Here is a 25,424-nt window from a genome sequence, read left to right as displayed (position 1 = left end):
CATACATTTGAATCGTGTATTTTTCTGTTTAAAGCAAGAGAAGAGAATTTGACCCATTAAAGAAAATTACAACACTAGTGGTTGATATCCATTCAGGTTTTGGGGATGCTGATATATGAATGTTGTAAGCCATTTGAAAAAAAAGTAAGCACATTAGAAAATGGAATATTCCGAAGTGAATAGGTTATCTCGATTAACAGCAATTTTAATTCAAGTACAGACGAAAAGAATTGTTACTGCTTCTGAATTATCCCAAAAATTTCAAGTTAGCAAAAGGACAATTTACCGAGATATTAAAGCATTGGAGAGTGCAGGTGTCCCTATTTTGACCGAAGAAGGGAAAGGCTATACATTAATGGATGGATATAAAGTTCCACCTGTGATGTTTACTGAAAAACAAGCAAACGCCTTAATTCTTGCTGAACAGTTAGTGCTGAAAAGTAAGGATGCCTCATTTGTAAAGGATTATTCGGAAGCAATAGATAAAATAAAATCAATTCTAAGATATAGTATCAAAGACAAAGCAAATTTATTGGCTAATAGAACCCAATATAACGAAGCCTTACATCAAGAAAGGAGTAGTAACAATTTATCAGATCTGCAAAATGCATTGACCAATTACAATCTTGTTAAAATAGAATACATCGATAAAGAGAATGCTGTATCAGTTAGGTTGATAGAGCCATTTGCCATATTGAATTCCGAGAATTGGTATTTAGTTGCATGGTGTCGTTTGCGTAATGGGTTTCGGTTTTTTAGACCAGACAGAATTCAAAAGATGGAAATTTTATCAGAAAATTTTGAGCCTCATAATATGACTTTACAAGAGTATTTTGACAAATATCATTAATTCTTTTTGACCCTTGACAATGGGTTGTCACAAGGCAGATTTACGTTTGCATCATATTAATTTTGAAGCAATAAAAATGATGAAAAACGTAATTAACACTGGGTTTGACCCAACCGAGTTTCCAAAGCCTACTATGATTTCTGTCAATGGTATAGAGCTAGAAGTGTTTGAAGCAGGTCAACAAAATCGGGGAAAACCTATCGTACTCTGTCATGGTTTTCCTGAACATGCGTTTTCTTGGCGTTATCAGGTACCAGCTCTTGTCAAAGCTGGCTATCACGTTATCATTCCTAACCAGAGAGGTTATGGTAACTCATCTTGCCCGACTGAAGTAATCGACTATGACATTGAGCGCTTGACTGGAGATCTTGCGGCACTTCTTGATCACTACAAATACGAAAGCGCTACTTTTATCGGTCATGATTGGGGGGCAAATGTGGTATGGAGGTTGGCTCAATTGCATCCTAAACGGGTAAACAAAATAATCAATCTGGCTTTGCCTTATCAAGAACGTGGAGAAAAACCTTGGATTGAGTTCATGGAGGAAATATTTGGCGAAGAGTTTTATTTTGTGCACTTCAATAAAAAGCCAGGAGTAGCAGACGGTATATTGGATGAAAACACATCTCAGTTCATTCGTAATTTGTTCCGAAAAAACGTACCTCCCGCACCACCTGAGCCAGGAATGTTGATGATTAATCTTGCAAGGGCAGAAAAAACACTTGGAGAGTCCTTAATGAGCGACAGCGAACTGTCTGTTTTCATTTCCGCCTTCAAGTCATCAGGATTCACAGGAAGTATAAACTGGTACAGAAACATTGATCGAAACTGGCATTTATTGGCGGACGTAAACCCTATCATTCAACAACCGACCCTTATGGTATATGGTGAACGAGATATGATTCCGAAATCTGAAAACCTAAAAGATTTTGTTCCTAATGTGGAAGTGGTTAGTTTGGATTGTGGTCATTGTATTCAGCAAGAACTTCCAGAAGAAACAAATCAAGCTATTTTAAAATGGTTAGGACGACATAATGCCTAAAAAGGAAATAGAAACATATTGCCCTAAAAGCCGAACAGATTGGCGAAAATGGTTAGAAAAAAATCATCAGTCAGCGCAGTCCGTTTGGCTTGTTTATTTTAAGTCATCAACAAAAGTTGCTTCTCTTAGTTGGAGTGAAGCTGTTGATGAAGCACTCTGCTTTGGGTGGATAGATAGCACTAAAAAGACCATTGACGAAGAAAGGTATATGCAATATTTCAGCAGAAGAAAGCCTAATAGTATGTGGTCAAAAATAAACAAAGAGAAAGTTGCCAAACTCATCCAAAATAACCTAATGGCAAAAGCAGGCTTTGACAGTATAGAAATTGCTAAACAGAATGGCTCTTGGACAATTTTAGATGAAGTTGAAGCACTTGTAATTCCAGAAGATTTAAAAGAAGAATTGGCAAATCACAAAGGCGTCATGGAATACTTTGAAAGTCTAAGTAAGTCCATTAAAAAAATGTTGTTGTACTGGGTCATTTCTGCTAAAAGGGCAGAGACAAGACAAAAGCGGATTTTAGAAGTAGCAGAAAGTGCAAGTAAAAACTTGAAGCCCAAACATTTTAGGTGAGAATATTTTAAGTACCTGTCCAAGAGAAATCAATTTACCCCTAGGGCTGTGATACACAGCCCTGTTGTTCCAAAAAGAGGTTTGTGAGCCACAAACCTCGGGTCTTCGAGTTTTTTGTGCTCAATAAAACATTTTCCTCAATTTATTTAGGGTATTAAGTCGATTGGTATAGTTTTAGTTACTATGGAAATAGTTGATTAACTATAAAAATAGTAGATATCTAAATTTTAAAGGTTTGAGAGAATTAACACAGGCAGAAGAAAAGGTAATGCAGATTTTATGGGAGTTGAAAGAAGCATTCGTAAGAGATATCCTCGAAAAGTTTGAAGGGGATAAAAAGCCGAGTTATACCACAGTTTCGACTGTGATAAGGGTGCTTGAAGGAAAAGGGTTCGTAGACCATAAGGTGTTTGGAAATACTCATTTGTACTTCCCAAAAGTATCGAAAGAAGAATACAGCGAATTTGCTGCTTTTTCTATGTTAGAAAAATATTTCAGTGGGTCGGTTGGTAAACTCGTATCCTTTTTTGCCAAAAAGGAGAAGGTTGATATCCAAGACCTAGATGAAGTCATTAAGCTTATCAACGAGAAAAAATCAGAAGAATAGACATGTTATGAACTACTTGAAACTACTCGGGGAATATAGCTACATTATTCAAGTCAGCATTTCCTTATTGATCTTATATGGGTTCTATATTTTCTTTCTCAGAAAAGAATCATTCTTCGTCGTCAATAGAGTTTATCTGATTTCCACGCTAATCCTTTCCATTTCCTTGCCGCTAGTCTGGTTAATTGAGTTTGATAACAACCAGTTTTCTATTGATTCGGGTAATGAAATCACTGTTTTCATCACAGAAAATTTACCAAAAACAAATCTCAATCCTGCGTCTCAAGAACTTGGAGAAGTTGAGTCAACTTTCTTTTGGCAACAATTAGTTTTTTACATTTACCTCACTGGCTGTGCTATCTCACTTTTCTTATTTGCAAAGTCACTTTTCTCTCTTTTTAAGTTGATAAGTAGGCACAAATTGGAAAGAAAAGAAGGTTATTGTCAAATTGACTTGCCTGATAGCTACCCTACTTTTTCGTTTTTCAATATCATTTTCTTGAACAAGAAAGAATTGGCAACTAAGGATGCAGCTCAAATCATATTGCATGAGAAAGCTCATGTCAAGCAATGGCATTCGCTCGATATAATTTTTGCTGAACTTGTCAGTATTGCTTTCTGGTTTCACCCTGCCTGCTATGCGTACAAAAATGAATTGCGAAAAGTGCATGAATACCTAGCAGATGACTACGTCCTGAAATCAGGAATCGGTAAAGAAGCTTATGCAAATTTACTAGTGGAGGAAATTTTACAATCCAACGCTCTTCCTCTCGCAAATAATTTCTTCAGTATAAACATTTTAAAATCGAGAATCATGATGATGCACAAATCAAAACCACGCCTTTTAGCCAAGAGTAAGCTGTTGTTTGCCCTCCCTGTATTTGCCTTTTTGGCAATAGTGGGAGCTTGTTCCAATCAATTGAACAATCAAATGCAACTCAAAGAATTTGAACTCTTTGGGTATACTCGTCCCCATTCGAACTTTGCGAATTATGACTTAGTAGAAAAGAATAATGCTGCAAACAAGGAATTACCTTCTCTCATAACAAAAGCTTTAAAAGAAGGAAATCTCCAAGCATATAGCATCGACTTTTCGAGTGAAAATCCATTAGGTAAAGAATTGTCTATAGAGGAAATAGAAGAAAACTATAATGAATATTGGGGAACAGTAAAGGAAAATGGGAAAGAATATATCACCATTGTAGATGCTAGTACTCCGCAAGCTAGGAAAGAAACTTACCCTATGGATGACCCCGTTTTATTTAGCTTCAGGGCAGATGAAATGAATGGAGGTGAAACGTTCATTACCATGTCAATAGGAGCAGTGTTTAGACCTACAGGAAGAGATAAGCACATAGCTAGCTTCAAACTGGAAGAGCTTGAAAAAGCCATAGGGGCAAAAATCAGTATGATAACTAAGCCATATCCTTACTAGATAATTCAGGAATGTTTTTTTGTCCCAACTAACTATATTTATAGTAGATGAGCCTCCGCGACCTTTGTTTGTGGAGGTTTCTTTGTTTTTATAACAGGGCGTTGCAACCTTTTTTATATAGCCTCCCTCTATTTGGTTAACTACTCACCAAGATTGTGCAATCAGTAATCGGCAAAATAAAGGGCAATGTTTTTATAGTTGAAAGCCCAACTAGCAGGTCATTTTTATAAACTGATTAAATCCTAAAAACATAATGAAAAATCTAAGCACTCGGAGAAATGCACTAATTTTTGTTGCACTAATGGTTTTGTTTACGCTTGCTGAAGTAAATGCTAACCATATTAGAGGAGGATACTTGACCGGAGAACAAACCGGCGAGCTTAGCTTCACGTTCACGGTTTACCTTTATCGAGATATGGATGGGGTTCCTGCCCAATCTGGGCTTTTTGAATTTGGGCACTCTTCTGCCACGCCTACTTTGGTTGAGCCAGAATCGTTAGGGATTACTGCAAATGGAAAAATCGAACTGTTGAAATATACGGTTGCGCATGTCTTCCCTTCGGCAGGAGAATATAAGGTGAGTTATTATGAGCAAAATAGAAATCTGGGAGTGAGGAATATGTTGGCCTCTGGGCAAACTCCATTCTATATCCAATCTGTTTTCAAGGTAAGCCCTATGTACCAAGAAAATTTTTCCCCTAGGTTCTCTTTAGTGCCTATGGGTGAACTATTTGCTTTCACTAGCACCAAGCTCAATTTGTTTCCCTATGATGTTGATGGAGATAGCCTGTCATTTAGGTTGGTTGTACCCAAGCAAGGTGTAGATGATGCTGGGGAAGATATTGATGTCAACAGTTATTTTTACCCAAATCATCACACTTTCCAACAAGGAGAACAGGGTAAGGTATTCGAAATAGATTCCGTTTCGGGTATATTGACTATCGATGTTCCAGAAACTGGTGAATATTACTATGCAGTATATGCTGATGAATGGCGGGATGGTGTGAAGATAAGTTCGGTATGTTTAGATATTGAGTTTGTAAGTATAGAAAGTTCAAATGATTCGAATAGCAATAGGTTTGCCAAACCATTTATCTCTTTCAATGAAGAAACTTGCTTTGGAATAAATGAAAGTAGGGTAGAGGCATTTAGAATAAAAAACGCCGATACTTTTGAAGTAACTACCAATTTTGAAAACTCCTCGTATATCCATCTTACAGAAAAAGTAGAAGCTGATATTAAGGATTATCACAATGTTTTTGAGCTGGTATTTACTGGCTTTCCCGCAGAAGAAGTAACCGATTCTATTTACACTATTAATATAACGGCTAATCGTGGCTATGAAACTATTTCCAGAGAATGGAATTTCCACTTAAGTCCGGGCTCTCAGTCAGCAACTCCCGATGCTGAATTTACGGCTCAAAAAGATTCTGTTATTCTTTCTTGGGATTCTTACCAAAGCTTTTCGGCTAGCGAAGTTTCTGTTTGGCGATTTAGTGGCGATATCTCGATTTTTAGTACAAATTGTTTGGAGCGGGGTAAACAAATAGAAATGGAATTTGAGAAAATAGGGGTAGTAGCTGGAACAGACACGGTATTTATAGATCAAAATGGAGGGATGCCTTTCGGTGAACAGCCTTACTTTTATGTCCTTCGGGCAACTTATTCAGAAGCTGAAGAGCTATATAGCCCATTTTCTGATATAGCTCTTGCTACAAGTGCTGATAACAATTTTGCTACGTTGAGAGGTACGGTTTTTTACGATGAAAACAGGAATGATACTTTAGATGATGGAGAAAGCTTACTGAAGGGTATTGAAGTCACTCTTCTGCCTACGGGGCAAAACTCTACAAGTGATTTGAAGGGTGAGTTTGAATTTGAAGTACCTTTTGGGCTTTATCAAATAGGACTCGAACAAACCCCTGATTGGAAGTTGCTTAATTCAGATAATTGGGTTGTTTTAGACAAGGAAGAAACTGTTGATTTCAACTTGGCTTTAGTGCCATCTTACCAAGATATTTCTATTCTATTGTCAGGTTCTGTTTTCAATGAAACCTGCCAATCTTCAGTAGATTATGACCTTTTTGTCTATAACAATGGTACTGAGAACTTGGAAAGTGGGATGGTTGGTTTTGTCAAAGATCCGCGATTGGTTTTTGTAGATGCTACACTAGCTCCCGATATCCAAAAAGGAGATAGTTTGATTTGGGAGGGGGTGAACTTGGCCGCATATCAGACTAAGCGGATAAGTATGACTTTCAATACGGAGGGAATAACCACTATAGGCGAGACTTCAGGAAATGCTATTTTCTTCTCCAATCCTATTTTAGATAAGGAAGTACCCTTCCATGTTGGTGTTTGCAATAGTGACCCAATCTACGTCGGGCTTGACGATAGCCAATTGGAAAAAGGTGTTATACTCTACCCCAATCCCGCTTCGGAAAGCTTGTATGTGGAGTTTTCCCAAGGTATTGGAGATAAGCTGAGCTACTCGCTCAGGAATGCGACTGGTTCGTTGATTGAGCAGAAAACCTTGCTATCCCAACCGCAAATAGGCATCGATTTGTCAAGAGTTCCCCAAGGTTTTTATATCTTGGAGCTGAGCATTGGCGATTCGTATTTTAAGCGGAAGCTGGTGAAAGAGTGAGTTCTTTAACAAGGGGCTTTTAATATATAACCTCCTCGCCATTAGGCGTGGAGGGTTTAATTTTTAAAAAGAAGCTTTAACAAAAAAATAATTTATAATTAATCAGACATACATTACTTTTAGGGAATATAGCATTAATTGACTCTAAACCAGCAACAATGAAAAAGGACTTTACCCTCAAACCAAAGCTCAAGCTATTTGTGCTTTCTTTCCTGTTATTATTAACGTTTCAAGCAAATGCCACGCATATCCGTGGAGGATATCTCACAGGAAAACATATAAGTGGGCTTACATATGAGTTTAATGTTTATATATACAGAGACGTGGATGGAGTGCCGCCCCAGTTTGGTGAAATGGAGATATGGAATGGTTCACAAGAAGTGTTAGCTGAAATTGTAGTGCCTGAATCCTTAGGTTTCAGTCCAGTAGATTCGCAAACAGAGTTTTTAAAATATACTATTACATATACTTTTTCTACTGAAGGAGAGTACAAGGTGAGTTTTTATGAACAAAGTAGGGCTCCTGGCGTAAAAAATATATCCTCGTCTGGTAATAATGCTTTTTTTGTTCAGTCTATTTTTTACGTTGAGAGTTCTACCATATTAAATAGTGCTCCTTTATCAGCTATTACACCTAGGTTTTATGCAAGGAATTCAACAAAAGAATACCTAAACCCTTTTATCTATGATCTAGATGAAGATAGTATTTCTTTTAGGTTAACCACACCCAAACAAGATATAAATGAAACGGGGACAGGTATTGAGGTCTCTGATTATCTCTTTCCGAATGATTCTTCTTTTCATAATGGTGATTTGACTAAAGTATTTAAAATTGATCAAAATAGTGGACAGATCACTGTTGATGTATCGGAACCTGGAGAGTTTCATTTTGCGTTTTATGTTGATGAATGGAAGGATGGCAAACTCGTTAGTAGTATTAATTTCGATATGCAATTTATATCGATAGATGATCATCATGAAATTCCAACTTATAGTGATCCGAGAGTTGGTTTTTTAGAAAATACTTGTATCACTAATCAAAGTAAAATGTTGGGAGCTATTAAAATTAGCAATGCTGATTATTATACCTATGAAAGTAACTTTACTAATAATAGTGCAATCAAAATATTTGAAAGGACAGAAGTAGATATAGGAGGATACCACAATGTATTGGATTTTGAAATTAATACTGATTCTCCTGAAGAGTTAATAGGAACTGAATTCATCGTAAAGGTTCGAGCATTTCGGGGGAATCAATTCTCTAAAGATTCTAAACAATGGAGTTTTAGAGTATTCCCAGGTACTGCACCTGCAGTTCCTACTGCACTTATGGGGGGTGAAAAGAAGACTCTTCATCTATCTTGGTCTCCCTATCAGAGTAAAGGTTCCAATAAAATGAGTATTTGGAGATTAAAAGGGCAAGAACCCAATTTTGATCTGAGTTGTTCAGACTTTCCCAACCATGAAGTTGATTTTGAAAAGATAGGAGAGGTAGATGGGACAGACACAACGTTTATAGATTATAATGGAGGAGTACCTATTTCTCCAGACACCAATTATTTTTATGTGCTCAGGGCTGAATTTGGAGAAGCTTTTAGTCCTTTTTCTGATATTACGTTAGCTATTGAATCTGAAGATACATTATCAAGTGTCAAAGGAATAGTTTTTTATGATGAAAACGAAAATGGAATTTGGGATGAATATGAAAGGGCTTTACCTAAAATAAATGTGAAGCTATTTCCTGAAAATGAAATAGCAATAAGTGATTCGAGTGGGAATATTGAGTTTGAAGTTCCCTATGGAGTTTATTCTATTGATTTATTGAAAGGGAACTATTGGGAAGCTACAACTCCTGCTCACAATTTTATTCTTAATGGTGAAAAAGATACGGTTTTTCACATTGGTGTAAAAGCTTTAGTAGAGAAACCATTTATGGCATCTATTTACATCAACTCTCCAAGGGTAAGGTGCGGTTTTGAAGTGCAGTACAATGTAACGGTTCAAAACAATAGAGATTTTCTACTCGAAAATGGAAAAGTGGGGTTTGTGAAAGATTCTCTTTTTACCTATGAGACGGCCAACCCTGTACCCGATGAGATAAATGGAGATACATTGCTTTGGAACACTGCGCTTGCTCCGCTAGGAAAAGAGGTTTTTAAAATCAAGTTGAGAGCTCCCAGTGTGGAACACATGGGCGATACACTTCGGAACGGCTTGTTTTACTCTCACCCGCTGGAGACTGTTCCTGCTACCAAAAGTACAAAAACAGAGCTGACGTGCGCTTACGACCCCAACGACAAGTTGGTTACCCCTGTGGGCGTTAAGGAGGAGAACTATACGCTGATGAGCGAGTACCTGGAATACACGGTGAGGTTCCAGAACACGGGGACGGACACGGCTTTCAATGTGGAAATTCGGGACGAACTGGACGATAATCTCGACCTTTCTACCTTTGAGGTGGTGAGCAACAGCCACGCCGTAAGGACGCATATCAATAAATTTGGGGAAGCGGTGTTTGCTTTTGACGATATCCATCTACCCGATAGCAACGTGAACGAACCTGCCAGCCATGGTTTTGTGATGTACAAGGCGATGCCCAAGGCCGAGTTGCCCGATTTTACCAAAATTGAGAATACGGCATACATCTACTTCGATTTCAATCCTGCCATAGTGACCAACACCACGCTGAACACTTTGGTATACAACATCCCTCCCGATGCTCCCGATAGCTTGGAAGCGGTGGAGGTAACCAAAACTTCGGTAAACCTAAGCTGGCTCGATAGGTCAGATGAAGAGACAGGTTTTGTGGTAGAAAGAGGAAACGATAGTTTTTTTGCCAGTTTCAAAGAATTTTCTCTTCCCGCCAATGCCACTTCTTTTACCGATACGGCGCTCAACGACAATACTACGTATTATTACCGGGTAAGGACTGAAAACAACGGTATTTTATCTGACTTCAGTAATGTGGTCCGAGTAAAAACACTGGAAGAGGTAATTAATGCTCCTACTAACCTGAGCATCGGCTTTGGAGATGGGTATCACCCAATTCTCACATGGGAGGACAATGCCGACAACGAGACCAATTACCTTATAGAGCGTGCGGCAAACAACCTTTTTAACAATATGACAACAGTTTCAGAACCTGCGGATACCGAAGGGTTTACCGATTGGGAAATAGAAGTTGGTAGTTCCTATTTTTATCGAATACGGGCGGTCAATAGCCTAGCGGTGTCTGCGCCTAGCAATGTGGTAAATGTTTTGGTTACTTCGCTTGAAGACAGCAAACTGGAAGAGAAGGTGTTCCTCTATCCCAACCCCGCTTCGGAAAGCTTATATGTAGAAGTGCCTCAAGAGCTAGGCAAAGAAGTAAATTACTCTTTAAAAAATAGTGCAGGTACTGTCATAGAGCAAAAAAGTGTGCCTGCCCAACCGCAAATAGGCATCGATTTGTCAAGAGTTCCCCAAGGTTTTTATATCTTGGAGCTGAGCATTGGCGATTCGTATTTCATGCGAAAAATGGTGAAGGAGTGAGTTGTTACTAGATAAAGCTCCTAATTTTTGAAACTTTGTAGGTAAGCTATCTCTATAGAAATTCATTTGAGTAACTTCCACGGCCGTAGTCGTGGAGGTTTTTCTATAATGTTAAAATCCAAGACTAGCTTCGCTCATCTAAACTAAGTTTTTTGTAGATTTATATCGTGTTGGATGTTTTTTTAAATAAAAAAAGAATTCAGCTCATGAGAAAAATAACAGCCGCGGCTATGGAGCAGGAACAGTGTTGATTCCCTCCCAACTACGGCGGGTATAAGGAATTGTATTGATATATGGATGTTGTAAGCAATAAAAAGTAATGGGAGTTGGATACCTAATATTACCCTTTATAGTCCTACTTTTCTACGTAATTCCAATCGGCATTGCGTTGTTCTCAGGAACAAGTAGAAAGGCGAAGTTCGGTGTTTTGGCTATTCCGGTTGCTTTTACTTTGATCTTTGCCATTAGAGTAGTTTGGGACAAGTATCAAACATCAAAAAAAATTGAACGACTTCCTCAAGCAAATAAATTAACCTTCCGAAGTTCGAACTCCGCTGTGCGAGACTCAATAATCGAGATAAAGAACATTCTGAAGAAGTTACCAACAAGACGTGACCATGGTTCCGTTAGTTATTCTATTGACAAATATTCTGATTCATATGGTCAATTCAACTTTAACTGGGCAAGAATAGGTCACTTCCAACACCTTACTAAAAGGGGATTACAAAAGGTTAAATTGAAGGAGCTTTCCGAATGGGGTACACAGGACAAAACGCCTTTTGATACTTTGTCATCTAACGAGGCTGAGCGATTGGTGAAGTTGATTGAATTTCTTGATTACAATCAACTTAACGGAGCTGAACTTAACAGCTTTGGAGACATATCACTTACATATAATGATTCTTTGAGAATTTCAGAAAATATTGGGTTCAGAAAAGTAGTTTTGGATACCACAAAATCATTCCCCCCCAACTTGTACCATTGCTTTGATAGTAAGGACGGTCTGTATCTTGTGAAAAGAGTGAAAAAATGAAATATTGCTTACAACAAAAGATAAAAAAACATTGGGCTGATCTGCAATCCGAAAGTTCAGCGGATTTTGGAAATTCCGCCAAGTAAAATATAAATTTAGAAATCGGTCTTGGCTCGTAGGTCAAGGAAAGTAAGATGCTATTCACTCCCTACGTTTTTTATCAAGGCGTTATCGAACATAATTCATCATTTCTTATATTTATCTAACATTGTCAACTTAACGTGAAAATAACTCCAAAAGCGAAAAGAAACATTTCAAGGATTATTCCCTTCGGGATAATCTGGGTATTGAGTGGATGGATAGTTGATGTAACAGAGTTCGGAGTAACACATAACCAAAACCTCAATCCAGATACTGCTATTGCCTTGACCGTCCCTGTGCTCATTTTTGCTAGCATAGCGAATGCCGTGGTTGGACTTATGTTAGGGACTTTAGAAGTAGTTTATTTAGAAAAGAGATTCTCAAATCAATCACTATGGGTCAAGCTTTTTTACAAATTCTTCACCTACCTCACCTTATTTGTTATAATTATCGTCATCCTTTATCCTCTAGCTTTATCTTTAGAATCAGGTGTAAGTTTGCTAGCAGTTGATACTTGGCAACAATTAGGCAGATTCCTAGTAAGTATAACTTTCTTTGTTACCCTATTTCATTTGTCTGTAAGGGTAATTGTCAGTTTGATCTATTCAACAATAAGTGAAAACTTAGGACACCATCTGTTTCTAAATTTTTTTTCTGGGAAATACCATCAACCCAAAATTGAAAAGCGGATTTTCATGTTCCTAGACATGAAATCTTCGACTACCATAGCCGAAGCGCTAGGCCACATAAAATACTTCAAATTACTGGGCACCTATTACAATATTATGTCAGACCCCATCATCAATTCATTCGGTGAAGTCTACCAGTACATAGGAGATGAAATCGTGATTTCATGGAAGGCTAGCAAGGGGATTAACCAGGCAAACTGCATCAAATGCTTCTTTGACATACGAGATCATCTCAATGAACAAAAAGAAGTTTTATTTCATGAATTTGGCTTTGAAATTGGTTTCAAAGCAGGGATTCATTTCGGTGAAGTCACTATTGGAGAAATTGGGGCTCTAAAAAAGGAAATCGTATTTACGGGGGATGTCTTAAATACGACCGCCAGAATCCAAAGTCTTTGTAAGGAATTAAAATCTGACTTACTGATCTCAGGTGCAATTAAAGAATTATTACCCCATTCTAACTATCAATATAGCTCTAAAGGAGAGATAGAACTGAAAGGAAGAAATAAGAAAGAAGAACTTTTTAGCGTAACTTCCCAAAAACAAGTCAGTAATCTGAATTAAAACGCAGTTTACGTTAAACGTTGGTGGAATTAGAAAATGAATGAATTGGAATACATACAAGATATAGTTTGTCAAGTTTTGGTTCAGGAAAAGTCTAAAGAGCTAATCTATTCGGTGCTAAATGAATTTATACCAGAATATGAGACAATAAATTTGGATTACGTTGGTAAACCTGATGATGAAGACTATGAATTTGAATCAGAAGATGAAATGATTAGTTGTTACATAGAAACTCCAAGTGTTCGACAAGCCTTTTATTGGAATAAGTATGGTGACAACCCTGATAAAATTATGGTTGGAGTTAATGTTACAAGTGATAATCAATTAGTATTCAGTTTAACTTTCAATGGAACTCTAAAAATAGAATCTGAATATTATCTCCGACTAAAGAAATTTTTGAAGTCAAATACTGGAGTAATATCATATGTCAATCCTGCCGAATATGATAATGGAAATGACTTTAAGCTCAGATACGAGAACGAAATTTATGAATTTGAAAATAAAATACATCGCTAACAATACCTTAAACTGCATTAAAGCATAGTTTAGCCAGACCGTTAGCAATAATTGAAAAATGAACATTGTAAAATTAACTATAAAGGGTGAGCATGTAGACTCTGAAGAATTCTTTGAATTCGCAGATTATTACTTTCAATCACTCCATGATAGTAAGCAAATAATAAATGCAGAATGGCAATATGAACCAATTGAAAATGGATTAAGCATTAACCTTTTTTGCCCAGAGAAAGATTCGTATGAGGAAAAAAAATCAACCATTTATGGTAATCAATGGAAGCAGAGAATAAAAGAAGAATTAAAATGTAGGTTTGAGTTCAATAATATTGGTTTAGTTAAAGTTGCATTACCCTATTAATCTGGAGGGTAAAAATTAGGTAAGAGCTAGTTTGTTTATCTCCACCCATCCTTGCGAATATTCCAACTTGCCTTATTTTTGAGCCTAAACTTTTTTAACACATGAAAATGAAATTCAACCTTCTTACAATTACCCTGCTATTGGTAGGCAATTTTGCTGCAAAAGCTTCCGCAGTAGATACACTTCTGGTAGAAAGCAAAGCGATGGGGACAATCAAAAACATCGTACTCTTACCCGATTCCTATGACCCAAAAGGCGAAGCGCTCCCTGTGCTGTACTTGCTGCACGGGGCTTTTGGCGACCATACGGATTGGATGCAGATCCGCCCTGACCTCGGTGACTATGCCGACAAATATGGATTTATTATCATATGCCCCGATGGTGGGTTCAATAGCTGGTATTTCGACAGCCCGATAGATGAGGAAATGCAGTATGAAACCTACATTGCTAAAGAGCTGGTACAGAAGGTAGATGCTGAATATAAGACGATTACCAACCGAAATGGGCGGGCAATTACGGGCTTGAGCATGGGCGGCCATGGAGCTTTGTACTTGGCATTTAGGCACCAAGATATTTGGGCGGCTGCGGGAAGTACCAGCGGTGGGGTAGATATCCGACCCTTTCCCGGAAATTGGGACATAGCCAAGCGAATAGGGGAATACAGCGAATTCAGAAGCAATTGGGAAGAGAATACCATTATCAATATGGTCTATTTGCTGAAAAAGAATAGCCTAAAGCTGATTATAGACTGCGGGGTAGATGACTTTTTTTATGGAGTGAACAAGCAGCTTCACCAGAAGCTAGTCGATAGGAATATTCCTCATGATTATATAGAGCGACCAGGCGAGCATAACATGGAATATTGGGCTAATTCTATCACATACCAACTCTTGTTTTTCAACGATTTTTTTAATTCTCAGGAGAAAGAATAGTTCTTCTTTGGTTTGATGCTCTATCTCCAAAATTGCAGTATATTCTTTCCTCGTTTCTTCACATTCTTGACGAAGGGAATGTTTGTCTGGGTTGATCGGATAACTTTATCTGGATATAGATACTACAAAAAAACTAAATATGAAAAAAATGAAATTGATTATCGCTTTGTTGTTTGTATCATTTTTTGCATCTGCACAGGTCGCCAAAGAAAAGAAGGGCTTTGTAGAGGTAGAAGCAGAAGACTTCGTTTCACAAACTAAAGACGATGTGCGGAAATGGTATGTGGTAAAGAAAGGAGCAGTTCCCGAAATAGCAGATGAAAATTTATTGGAAGGAGCTTCGGGCGATGCCTATATTGAAATTCTTCCCGATACCCGTAAAACACATGACGACAAACTAACCGCAGGAGTAAACTTTTCTAATGAGGCCGGGCAAATGGCCATCGTCTCTTACAAAGTTAAATTCAAGACTACGGGCAAATATTATGTGTGGGTACGGACGCATTCGACAGGTTCGGAAGATAACGGTGTGCATGTTGGGCTAGATGGGGAATGGCCAGAGTCTGGCAACCGCATGCAATGGTGCGAGGGTAAAAAGCAATGGACTTGGGATAGCAAGCAGCGTACAGAAGAGGTTCACTGTGGCGTAGAAAAATTGATTTATTTGGACATCAAAGAAAAGGGAGAGCATACCATTAGCTTTTCCATGAGGGAAGATGGGTTTTCTATGGACAAATGGGCGATGTCTCTTGAGTACGAAAGTCCTGAGGAACGCTAAGAAAATGTACTCTTATGGTTTAAACAAGTGTATGGGTATAAATTTTTTCATATTTCCTGTTTTGTTTGACGATGGCAAAGATTCGGTGGACGAGCTTTGAACGGATCGCGTTGATGATGGACATCTTGTGCTTTCCCTCGGCGAGCTTCCGGTCAAAATATTCTCTCAATTGCCCGTTGGTCCTGAGCGTGGAGAGAGCGGCCAGGTGGAAGATTTTTTTGAGCTTCTTGTTTGCCCTGTGCGAGACCTTGTTCCTTGAGTTGACGCTCGTGCCGGATTGGTATCTGAACGGGGCGCAGCCTATATGGCAGGCGAACTTTCTGGGGTCGTCGAACTTCTGGAAATTCTCCGTGGCGACGATCGTTGCGATAGCGGTCTGCCTGCCCACCCCCTCGATGGAGACGATATTGTCAAAGTTGTCCTTGATGTCGGGGTCGTTTTCTATGAGCACGTCTATCTCCCCCTCGATCTCTTTGATCGTTTTCTCGTAGGCGGACATGATCTTTTTTACCCTTTTTGTCTTCCCCACAAAGTACCCTTTGTCGAGGAACCCCTCTTCTTGTTTTAGCTGCCCCTTGTACTTGGACAGGTCCCTGACGGCAAGGTCCCGCTCGGCGCATAGCAGCTTTAACTTGCTGATAGCCTTTGATGTAGGTCGTACCGGTTTTGCCTTGTCAGAAAACCGTTTGGCATAGTATGCTATCCTGGCCGCATCCACCTTGTCGTCTTTCCCCTTGTGAGCCCTTGCGAGCGGGAGATGGCATAGGGCGATTCCATCCAGAGGTTGAGCCCCAGGCAAAGGCATGTCTCTACAAGCTTGTTGCCGAACTGTCCCGTGTGCTCCGCACATAGCAGGGCCGTCTCTTTGTCGAGCCCATGCTCCTTGAAAAGAAGCCGTAGCCCCTTGGACAGCACCTTCCCGTCGTTGTCCCATTTGAGGCTGGCCAGCTCGCCGTGCCCGGTCAAGAGGGCAAGGTCGATGGTGCCTTTGCTGATGTCGATGCCGATAAAGTTTTTAAATTCCATGGTTATCCGTATTTTTATGTTGGACAAAATCTGGAGGCCAAGGTCCCGGTGCACAGCCTAACTACCTTAACGGTGGCAAACTCTTATATAGGCCTATGCCCAGGAGGGAGACAAGCATTTGGTACACACATGAATCTTGTTCATAGGAGGGATTAAGTCGCTTGTTCCCTTCTTGGCCAAAAGAATGATTAGTTGCTTTCCCAAGTAAATACAATCCTTCGAATAATACAACTGCACAAATCTAAGGTAGGTGGGAGAATGATTTATGTAGTTCTCCCACCTACATTTTTATCTTGATTATCGTCTCGATTTCCTAATAGATTTGTAGCCAATTACCCTATCTCCTCGTGAGCCTATTGACCGGTAATAAGCAATGATATCGTATTCGTTGCTGGTATCGCTATGGCTGCTTTCAATGGTGAGTTCATCTCTTTTGCCAGTTTCAGGGTTGTAGATTACATAGTAATAATCGTACCTGCCTTGTTTCATTAGCATACTTGCCTTGTAGGCATTTTCATTTGGCACATATTGCATTTGGTTTTCTAGCTCCAAGTGCCAGTCATTAAAACTCCCCAAAATATACACATAACCATCTTTGTATTGGTCGGGAGTTTCAAGAGTGAAAATCACCTCCACATAGTCGCCCTCAACATGAGCATCTTGGGTGTTTGAACTTCGGATCAAGAACCTGCCGTTAAGGTCACGGTCGTCCATCCGGTTGTAGACCCTACCTGTTCTTGGTTTTTCGGGTAGCACTATTACTTGGTCCATCTTTGTAAAGCGGTTGACTGTTTTGATATTAAACGTGCTGAAATCTCGGAAATCGACTACCCTGAACTCGTTTCCTGCACTGAATTCATTTTCTCGGTTGAAGTAATTATAATCCAACACTCCTTGGAATTCCTTCACAAAAAGAGGCTTCAAGTCCATAATGGCATTGTCCCAGCGGTAGTTTTGTCTTAAGGCAACAAACACATTTTGTTCGGGTCTGTCTAGCTGTATGCCACCATAATTTATCTCAAACTTCACTACTTGGTTACGTCTGCCTTCTTCGCTGCCCATTGCATCTTCTACCCTGGCACCTATGGTTGCCGTTTCTTCATAAATCACAAACCTTCGGGTGATTATTATATCGTCCTCATTCTCTCGGTAAACGATCATTAGGTAATTTCCCGATACCTTGAATCGCGGTAAGCGATACATATAATGAACATAGTCTACCTTCGAGTTCATAGAATATTCCAAATCCATAATATAGAATTCATTGTACTCGTGCAAATACTCAATAGGTTGGAGTTGAGATGATTTCCAGTCAAAGTTGCAATGGACGAATTTGACTTTGTACTGATCTGCGTCTTCGGCCAGTTCATCAAATTCCAGTAAAAAACCATAAGGCTGGCTTAGCGGAATCATAGGCGAATCGGTAAGCTCTCCTGGCATAATGCCCAAGGGATACAAGCGTACTGTCCTGATGGTGTTCTCATACACATAGTTTTCGTAGCGAAGCCGTTTGTCTACAGCATAATCGTGGCGGGAAAGCCATTGTTCCAGCTGGGCAAAAGAACTCGAAGCAGAACCTATCACCAGCAAGCCAGTAAGTAACACTCTAAAATAAAAATTAGCCATTGGTTAGTTAAATCTTAGTGCAAATGATAATCTGCTAAAGATAATCAAATAAAGCTAAGTGTGGCCTGGCAGCTAGGAATGGGGGAATAGAGAAAAAATAAAAGAGCCGCTGTTAGGCGGCTCTTCAGTTAGGCGAAAGTATGGTCTATTGAAACTTTAATGTCGCTATATTTTTTCCAATACCTACTCCTTGCTCTACCCCAACTTCTATGGCAGCGCGGTAATGGATACCTCCATAAAGTCTGCTTATGGCAGCTTCGTCAGCAAAATGGAAGAAAGAGGTAAAAGACCTAGGCGAACCATCTATGTCGGTACGGTTTACATGGGTTCTATCCACAAAAGCATAGTTATCGCCAAAGAGGTCTGTCAAGATCTGAGCAGTGGCCCCTGACTGGACTGAGTGGCCTGAAGTGTATTCTGGGAATGGAGGCGTACTCAATGGAATGGCCCAAGTATCGTCCATATGCTCGTGAATATAAGTGATAGGCCTTATTAAATTATACTCGTATTTTGCATGCCAACATGAGACAAAAGCATCGTGAACACCCATGCCAAGCTTGGCATATACTTCAGCTGTGCGTGCAAGGTCGGCGTTTTCATCTTTTAGAATTTGCATCATGATAGAATAAGAGTGCCCTGGAGGTGTGGCTGTATTTCCTGGGTCATCGCTCCAAAATTCAGCAATTTTCTTTTGCTCTTCGGTTAGGTTATGAACTACTTCGTACACTTCTTTGGCTTCAAGGTAAAACGTAGACGTTGGATCAGTTGAGAATGCAGGAGGGGCAATAGGGAGCATGTCAACAACATTTTTTTCCATGAAAGGCCTCACGTTTCCCCAGTAGGGTTGCAATGGGATTGGCGTTGACGCACTTGTAGGTTCCCAAAGGCCTTCTCCTACAGGGACTTCATACGATGCAGGAAAGTTGTTTTTGTAACATTCTTCTTGTCCATCGCTATTGGCAAAAGTTATCATTACATTTCCTACAGCTTGCCCATAGGCTATTGAGCGGTTTACCACCTCTTCCGGTGCTTCTGTTTTGAATTTTGCTACATATTTTTCTTCCAAGTCATCCATTAGCGCCAAGTTTGCCGCAGACGTTGATTTGAAGCAACCTTTTAGGAATACGCCCAAAGTGGCATTGGCGACCGCTCCCCAATGGTATTCTTCATTGTTTTCTATGCTTGGGATAGTGCCGATACTGAAGTCTGTAATTTGTCCTTCAAGAGATTTATAGCCTGGCATTCCGTGCCTCACACTTTCATAAAGAGCTAAGCCCGAATAGCCGTACACACGGGCGGCCACTGGTGGGGAAAAACCTGGGGTTTCTTCTGTTAGCTGAAGCGTAAGTTCAACCCAAGATAATATTACTTCCGATGAAAAATCTGATGTGCCATCTGTTGGTACTACCTCATCATCCTTACAGCTATTTAGGGAGATTGTTGTCAGGAGGAAGGCAAGGAAATAGGTGAGTTTTTTTGTCATAATTCTAAGGATTCGTGTGAAAAAGTTTAATGTTAAAAATTAGGGCCCATTGAAGTGGTGTTTAAACGTGCCTTTTTGGACTGTAGTCTGTTAAGCTACACAAATAGCATGCGGTTTTGGCAATGAAGCCTAAGAATAGGCTTCAATATTTTTTTTAGGTTGTGGTGTAAGGATCATATGTGATGGGGGGAAAGTCTAGTGTTGTAGCTGAGGGTGAGTATTAAGCTTTTTTGAAACCCAGCGCTTTTTCTCCTTACTGCAAGTAGCCCCCATTGTCCACCTTTTTTCCACATAGCTTCTCAATAATAGATAAGCATGCTTAAATGGCAACCTAGTAGTATAAGCCACTAACTACTTGATATACTGGTTGCTTGTATATTATGTTAATAAATAAAATATTTTAAACTATAAGTTTTGGTTATAGGTGTATTAAAAAATGCAATTGTACAAAGTGTTAAATATAGGGCTTGATAGCGTACTTTCGCATTGAAATTACTTGATAACCATAATATAAAACTGGATGAAAAAGATAATAGCATTTTTAACCTTATTGACCTTGAGTGCGGTTATTCCTGCATGCCAAGAGAAGAAGGCGCAAGAAATGGTAGAAGCCGATGGAGAATCGGGAGCTACTAAAAAAGAGAAGCCGACTACCAACAGAGATTGGTGGCCCAACCAATTAAATGTAAGTATTCTACGTCAGAACTCCTTTTTGTCAAACCCAATGAAGGATAGTTTCAATTATATCGAGGAGTTTAATAGCTTGGATTATGATTCGCTTAAAAGTGATATTAGGAAAGTGTTGACAGAGTCGCAAGATTGGTGGCCTGCCGATTTCGGTCATTATGGAGGTTTGTTCATCAGGATGGCTTGGCACAGTGCAGGCACGTACCGTTCGGCAGATGGGCGTGGGGGTTCTCGTGCAGGGCAACAGCGTTTTGCCCCGCTAAACAGCTGGCCTGATAATGCCAACTTGGACAAAGCGAGACGTCTTATTTGGCCGATCAAGCAAAAGTATGGCAAAAAGATCTCTTGGGCAGATTTGATGGTGCTTACAGGTAATGTGGCTTTGGAAGATATGGGGTTCAAAACATTCGGATTTGCAGGTGGTAGAGAAGATGTATGGGAGCCTGAGTTGGATGTGTACTGGGGAGCTGAGAAGAAATGGTTAGGGGATGAAAAACGCTACTCTGGCGATAGAGAGCTTGAAAATCCATTAGCTGCTGTACAAATGGGGCTGATTTACGTGAATCCTGAAGGACCTAACGGAAACCCTGACCCTTTGCTAGCTGCAGACGATATTCGTGCAACTTTCGGTAGAATGGGAATGAACGAAGAAGAAACTGTAGCATTGATTGCCGGTGGTCACACACTTGGAAAAGCTCACGGTGCTGGCGATGCTTCACATGTAAACCATGATCCTGAATCTGCCGATATCGAGGAGCAAGGATTTGGATGGAAGAGTGACTATAAATCTGGAAAAGGAGCTGATGCTATTACCTCAGGATTGGAAGTAACTTGGACGTCCACTCCAGCAAGGTGGAGCCACATGTTCTTTTTTAGCTTGTTTGAGCACGAGTGGGAATTGACCAAAAGCCCTGCAGGAGCTCACCAATGGGTAGCCAAAGGCGAGCCTAAAATGACTGTTCCAGATGCTTATGATTCTGAAAAAAGACACAAACCAACGATGTTCACTACGGATTTGTCGTTAAGAATGGATCCTAGTTTCGAGAAAATATCTAGAAGGTTTTACGAAAATCCTGAATTATTCAACGATGCTTTTGCCCGCGCTTGGTTCAAGTTAACCCACAGAGATATGGGTCCAAAAACAACCTATTTGGGACCGGAAGCACCAACAGAAGACCTTATTTGGCAAGACCCAATTCCTGCGGTGGATCATCAATTGATCAATAAATCAGACATCGCAAACTTAAAATCAACTATCCTAAATTCAGGTTTGACCATAAGTGAAATGGTGACTACAGCTTGGGCATCAGCTTCTACATATCGTGGATCAGATAGGAGAGGCGGTGCGAACGGTTCAAGAATCCGATTGGCACCTCAGAAAGATTGGGAAGTGAACAACCCAGCGCAATTAGCCAAAGTATTGGCTGTGTATGATAAAATCCAAGCTGATTTTAATGCAAAATCTGGAGCAAAGAAAGTATCTATGGCTGACCTGATTGTGTTGGCAGGTGCTGCTGCGGTGGAAAAAGCGGCTGCGAATGCGGGCTATACAGTAGATGTACCCTTCGTGCCTGGTCGTATGGATGCTACGCAAGAGCAAACGGATATAGCATCTTTCGGCTTGCTTGAGCCGATGGTCGATGGTTTCCGCAATTATTTGAAAACCCAATACACCATTTCAACAGAAGAATTACTGATTGACAAAGCACAATTGCTTACGTTAACTGCTCCTGAAATGACGGTGTTGGTAGGTGGAATGCGCTCACTTGGAACCAACTACGATGGTTCTAAGAAAGGTGTTTTCTCTGACAGTAAAGATGAATTGAATAACGATTTCTTCGTCAACCTGTTGGATATGAGCACAGAGTGGAAAAAGGCTGATGAGACCAAGGAATTGTTCAATGGGCTTGACAGAAAAACAGGAGAATTGAAATACACTGCTACCCGTGCAGATCTCATTTTCGGTTCAAATTCGGAACTGAGGGCTTTGGCAGAAGTATATGCCAGCGACGATGCAAAAGAAAAATTTATCTATGATTTTGTCGCAGCTTGGGACAAAGTGATGAAGCTTGATAGGTTTGATCTGGTCTACCAATAGATAGTAAATAGCAAAAACTCAAAGAGCCAGTCCGGAGTGGGCTGGCTCTCATTATTTGGAAGTTGCTTGTTTTTTCCAATATTTCACGATTTTATTTCTTCTCTTCCATCAGCATGTTTGGCAAACCTGCCTTTTTCCTTGCCGTGAACTTGCTCTCGCTCGGGCCAAGGCCAGCCACCAAATTCAGTTCTCTGGTAGTCGGCAAATGCTTCTTGGATTTCAGTTTGGGTGTTCATCACAAAAGGACCGTACTGGGCAACGGGTTCTTTGATGGGCTTGCCTTGCAATACGAGTAAAAAACCTTCACCTTCACCATTTTCCAGATGAATGTCTTGATCCGCTTTTAGATAAGCCATATGGTATTCTGAGAGAGATTTTCCTTCTGTTTTCAAAGAATTTCCTTTGTAAAAATATACCGCCCTATTTGCTTCCGAACCAGTGGCTGGAAGTGTCCATTGCGCATTGGGGTTCATTTTTATAGTAAAAATCCCCACATAGTTTTCTGGGTTTGCTGCCCAAGAGTTTGGTGTGGGTGCAGGAGCTTGCGTACCGTTTAGCTCCCCAGCTATCACATTTATTTCCGTAGTGTTTCCTTGGGCATCTTTTACGTTTAAAACAGGGACTTCTTCTTTCCAAAGCATTTTGAACGAAGGCTCTACAAACTTGCTAGCCTTGGGCAGGTTGAGCCAAATTTGAAAGATTTCTAAGGTATTTCCACCATCTTCTTTTAAGAGGGGGAACATTTCGGAGTGCTGAACGCCTTTCCCAGCGGTCATCCATTGTACATCACCAGCGCCAAAGCGGCCTGCTGCACCTAGGGAATCGGTGTGGTCTACAAAGCCTTCTTTGTTGATGGTTACCGTTTCAAACCCTCGGTGGGGGTGGTAAGGGAAGCCTGGAATTGTACTTCCGTGGTACATTCGCCATCCATCTTTTATGGTGAAATCTTGCCCTACATTTCTGCCTCGCAAATGGGCTGAATCAACTCCCATTTTGCCATTTCCCGCAGGGTATTCGTCCCTATGGTGAGCGCAAAAAAGAAAGGGGTCTTGGGTTTCCCAAGGAAAGTTCATTGGTTTTATCTGAATGATTTTATCCGAGTCCATTTTTTGTTGGTATTTGATTTCCGATACATTACCCAACAAGGAAATGGTGGATTTGTTAGTTAGGCGCCTTTGTCTTTCAATACCATTAAAGTTTGGTAAACGAAGAGTAGCCCACCTAGCAATGAGGTAACCATGAACATGTGAGGAGTAGGGAAAAGGTAAATGAGAAAAATTAGTGTGGGTAGAAGGAAAAAGATGACGAGGGTTTTGTTGATTAAGCTCATAGTTGTTAGCATTTAACTGAATGTGTGTTTGTTGCTTAAGATCTTGTTTCATCTCTAGGTTTGAAGTAATGCCGAAAAGTATTGAATCACAACTTGATTGAATTGGGTTTGAAGTCTTTTGTTGATTAGCAATAATTCACCCTAAATTCTCAAAACAATTCAAGGATTATCCCCTATGTTTTTGGATAGCGGTCAAAGCCTTGTAGTTTTGCCTTTAAATTTGGAGTACATCGATGCTGGCTTATCTCATAAAAGAGCTCAAAAGTTTTCGTCATGCCTTTAGCGGACTGAAGTTTTTGCTTTCCGACCATAATTTTTACTTCCATTTGCCAGTAGGCGGTTTGGTGGTAATTGCTGGCTTTTTTTTTGGCGTGAGCAAATTTGAATGGATGTGGCTAGTAGCAGCCATTTTATCGGTTTGGATTACCGAGGCGCTCAATACTGCTATAGAAGGTATAGTTGATATCGTTTCACCAGAATTCGACCCTAAAGCGGGGAGGGTGAAAGATATTGCCGCTGCGGCAGTGTTCTTGTCGGTCGTATTTGCAGGGATAGTTGGGATACTAGTTTTTTCCCCTTATCTCATCGGCTGGTTAGGCATAGGTGCTTAATCGCCCTAGTTAAAATCAAAATTACATTGGGGGTAATTTCTCGGTGTACTGTTTATTTAATAAAAATCAGTAATCATGAGTGTTAAAGTAGGAGACAAGATTAAAGTACATTATGTTGGGACGTTTAACGATGGGGAGGTTTTTGACTCTTCGGTTGCACGTTCTCAACCGCTTGAATTTACCGTAGGTGATGGTTCTATGATCAAAGGCTTTGATGAGGCTGTGAGGGGAATGACAGTTGAGGAGAAGAAAAAGGTCGCAATTATTGCTAAAGAAGCTTATGGAGAAGCAAGTGACGACAATGTGGTAAGTTTTCCATTGACTTCTTTGCCAGAAGGCATGAATCCAAATATTGGAGACCAGTTAATGTTGAACAACCAAGGTCAGCAGATTCCTGTGGTAGTGAAGGGGAAAACAGATACGGAAATAATATTAGATGCTAATCATCCAATGGCTGGGAAAGACTTGAATTTTGAGATAGAAGTTGTAGAAATTGTAGGGTAGTTCCAGAGAAGTAAAATCAATATCGGGGATCGCCAGTAACGGCGATCCTTTATTTTTTGACGATGAATTTTTTTGTTACCAGCTTTTTATCGTTGAGCGATAGGGTATAAAAGTAAATACCAGAGCTAAACTTGTCGAGTGAAACAATCAGGCTCGATTCCATGTGTGAAAGCTCATAGCTTTTTATCTCACTGCCAAGTACGTTCCTAAAGGTTATGGTCGCTTTAGTGTCGTCATTCAACACCAAGTAATCAAACACGACGTATTGATTGGCTGGGTTGGGGTATAAGTTGGAAATATCGATGCTTCTGTTGGAAAGCAGCCGGTCATTGTTTTTGTCGGTCAGGTCCACTAAGTCTTGGGAGTGGGCTAAACCTATTAAGTAAATTCCAAAAATTAAACTAAGTACTATTTTCTTCATAT

Annotated in this window: 22 protein-coding genes; 16 read left to right on the top strand and 6 right to left on the bottom strand. The window is 39.9% G+C overall.

The genetic code is table 11. The annotated features are described in order from the left end of the window. Positions 1-160 precede the first annotated feature (160 nt). The 13 genes from R9C00_20695 to R9C00_20635 all read left to right on the top strand — a co-directional run bounded on the left by R9C00_20695 (position 161) and on the right by R9C00_20635 (position 15,636). Positions 161-850 carry a YafY family protein gene (locus R9C00_20695; protein WPO34121.1) on the top strand — a complete coding sequence of 230 codons (690 nt, stop codon included), beginning with the start codon at positions 161-163 and terminating at the stop codon, positions 848-850. Between the two features lie 79 nt (positions 851-929). Further along, on the top strand, positions 930-1,892 hold the full coding sequence (locus R9C00_20690; protein WPO38783.1) for an alpha/beta hydrolase: 963 nt from the start codon (positions 930-932) through the stop codon (positions 1,890-1,892). Further along, complete coding sequence (locus R9C00_20685; protein WPO34120.1) at positions 1,885-2,466, top strand: YdeI/OmpD-associated family protein; 582 nt, start codon at positions 1,885-1,887, stop codon at positions 2,464-2,466. The genes R9C00_20690 and R9C00_20685 overlap by 8 nt, the downstream gene beginning before the upstream one ends. Positions 2,467-2,701: 235 nt before the next feature. After that, positions 2,702-3,073: a BlaI/MecI/CopY family transcriptional regulator gene (locus R9C00_20680; GenBank protein ID WPO34119.1), complete on the top strand. Its 372-nt coding sequence runs from the start codon at positions 2,702-2,704 to the stop codon at positions 3,071-3,073. 7 nt (positions 3,074-3,080) lie between these two features. After that, positions 3,081-4,508, top strand: a complete 1,428-nt coding sequence (locus R9C00_20675) for a M56 family metallopeptidase (GenBank protein ID WPO34118.1) — start codon at positions 3,081-3,083, stop codon at positions 4,506-4,508. Between the two features lie 253 nt (positions 4,509-4,761). After that, entirely contained in the window at positions 4,762-7,155 is a 2,394-nt protein-coding gene (locus tag R9C00_20670) for a T9SS type A sorting domain-containing protein (GenBank protein ID WPO34117.1), read from the top strand. Positions 7,156-7,313: 158 nt separating this feature from the next. Beyond that, positions 7,314-10,685, top strand: a complete 3,372-nt coding sequence (locus R9C00_20665) for a fibronectin type III domain-containing protein (GenBank protein ID WPO34116.1) — start codon at positions 7,314-7,316, stop codon at positions 10,683-10,685. Between the two features lie 319 nt (positions 10,686-11,004). Further along, positions 11,005-11,718, top strand: coding sequence for a hypothetical protein (locus R9C00_20660; protein ID WPO34115.1), 714 nt, complete (start codon positions 11,005-11,007; stop codon positions 11,716-11,718). Positions 11,719-11,939: 221 nt separating this feature from the next. Then, the gene (locus tag R9C00_20655) at positions 11,940-13,052 is read left to right on the top strand and encodes an adenylate/guanylate cyclase domain-containing protein (GenBank protein ID WPO34114.1); all 1,113 of its coding nucleotides are present in this window, start codon (positions 11,940-11,942) and stop codon (positions 13,050-13,052) included. Positions 13,053-13,088: 36 nt separating this feature from the next. Beyond that, the gene (locus tag R9C00_20650) at positions 13,089-13,568 is read left to right on the top strand and encodes a hypothetical protein (protein WPO34113.1); all 480 of its coding nucleotides are present in this window, start codon (positions 13,089-13,091) and stop codon (positions 13,566-13,568) included. Positions 13,569-13,626: 58 nt separating this feature from the next. Beyond that, positions 13,627-13,926, top strand: coding sequence for a hypothetical protein (locus R9C00_20645; protein ID WPO34112.1), 300 nt, complete (start codon positions 13,627-13,629; stop codon positions 13,924-13,926). A 101-nt stretch (positions 13,927-14,027) separates the two neighbouring features. Next, positions 14,028-14,858 (top strand): alpha/beta hydrolase family protein, encoded by an 831-nt coding sequence (locus R9C00_20640; protein WPO34111.1) that lies wholly within the window; start codon positions 14,028-14,030, stop codon positions 14,856-14,858. A 139-nt stretch (positions 14,859-14,997) separates the two neighbouring features. Beyond that, positions 14,998-15,636: a hypothetical protein gene (locus R9C00_20635; GenBank protein WPO34110.1), complete on the top strand. Its 639-nt coding sequence runs from the start codon at positions 14,998-15,000 to the stop codon at positions 15,634-15,636. 19 nt (positions 15,637-15,655) lie between these two features. On the opposite strand, the gene R9C00_20630 is transcribed toward R9C00_20635, so the two are convergent. The 4 genes from R9C00_20630 to R9C00_20615 form a co-directional block, all read right to left on the bottom strand. Beyond that, entirely contained in the window at positions 15,656-16,354 is a 699-nt protein-coding gene (locus tag R9C00_20630; GenBank protein ID WPO34109.1) for a transposase, read from the bottom strand. Further along, the gene (locus tag R9C00_20625; GenBank protein WPO34108.1) at positions 16,336-16,662 is read right to left on the bottom strand and encodes a hypothetical protein; all 327 of its coding nucleotides are present in this window, start codon (positions 16,660-16,662) and stop codon (positions 16,336-16,338) included. Before R9C00_20625 ends, R9C00_20630 begins: the two co-directional genes overlap by 19 nt. Positions 16,663-16,959: 297 nt before the next feature. Next, complete coding sequence (locus R9C00_20620) at positions 16,960-18,288, bottom strand: DUF5103 domain-containing protein (protein ID WPO34107.1); 1,329 nt, start codon at positions 18,286-18,288, stop codon at positions 16,960-16,962. A gap of 145 nt (positions 18,289-18,433) precedes the next feature. After that, complete coding sequence (locus R9C00_20615; protein ID WPO34106.1) at positions 18,434-19,771, bottom strand: vanadium-dependent haloperoxidase; 1,338 nt, start codon at positions 19,769-19,771, stop codon at positions 18,434-18,436. Between the two features lie 520 nt (positions 19,772-20,291). Between R9C00_20615 and katG the strand changes: the two genes are divergently transcribed. After that, positions 20,292-22,556, top strand: coding sequence for a catalase/peroxidase HPI (katG, locus tag R9C00_20610; GenBank protein WPO34105.1), 2,265 nt, complete (start codon positions 20,292-20,294; stop codon positions 22,554-22,556). Positions 22,557-22,639: 83 nt separating this feature from the next. On the opposite strand, the gene R9C00_20605 is transcribed toward katG, so the two are convergent. Beyond that, on the bottom strand, positions 22,640-23,662 hold the full coding sequence (locus tag R9C00_20605) for a pirin family protein (protein WPO34104.1): 1,023 nt from the start codon (positions 23,660-23,662) through the stop codon (positions 22,640-22,642). Positions 23,663-24,119: 457 nt separating this feature from the next. Here R9C00_20605 and R9C00_20600 point away from each other — a divergent pair, with 457 nt between their 5' ends. Beyond that, positions 24,120-24,497 (top strand): diacylglycerol kinase family protein, encoded by a 378-nt coding sequence (locus tag R9C00_20600; GenBank protein WPO34103.1) that lies wholly within the window; start codon positions 24,120-24,122, stop codon positions 24,495-24,497. A gap of 75 nt (positions 24,498-24,572) precedes the next feature. After that, on the top strand, positions 24,573-25,001 hold the full coding sequence (locus R9C00_20595; GenBank protein WPO34102.1) for a peptidylprolyl isomerase: 429 nt from the start codon (positions 24,573-24,575) through the stop codon (positions 24,999-25,001). A gap of 49 nt (positions 25,002-25,050) precedes the next feature. On the opposite strand, the gene R9C00_20590 is transcribed toward R9C00_20595, so the two are convergent. Beyond that, the gene (locus R9C00_20590) at positions 25,051-25,422 is read right to left on the bottom strand and encodes a T9SS type A sorting domain-containing protein (protein ID WPO34101.1); all 372 of its coding nucleotides are present in this window, start codon (positions 25,420-25,422) and stop codon (positions 25,051-25,053) included. Positions 25,423-25,424: the final 2 nt, after the last annotated feature.

The organism is Flammeovirgaceae bacterium SG7u.111 (assembly GCA_034044135.1).
Taxonomy (GTDB): Bacteria; Bacteroidota; Bacteroidia; order Cytophagales; family Flammeovirgaceae.
The sequence above is the reverse complement of the archived record's forward strand: the minus strand, read 5'-3'. Positions and strand labels throughout refer to the sequence as shown.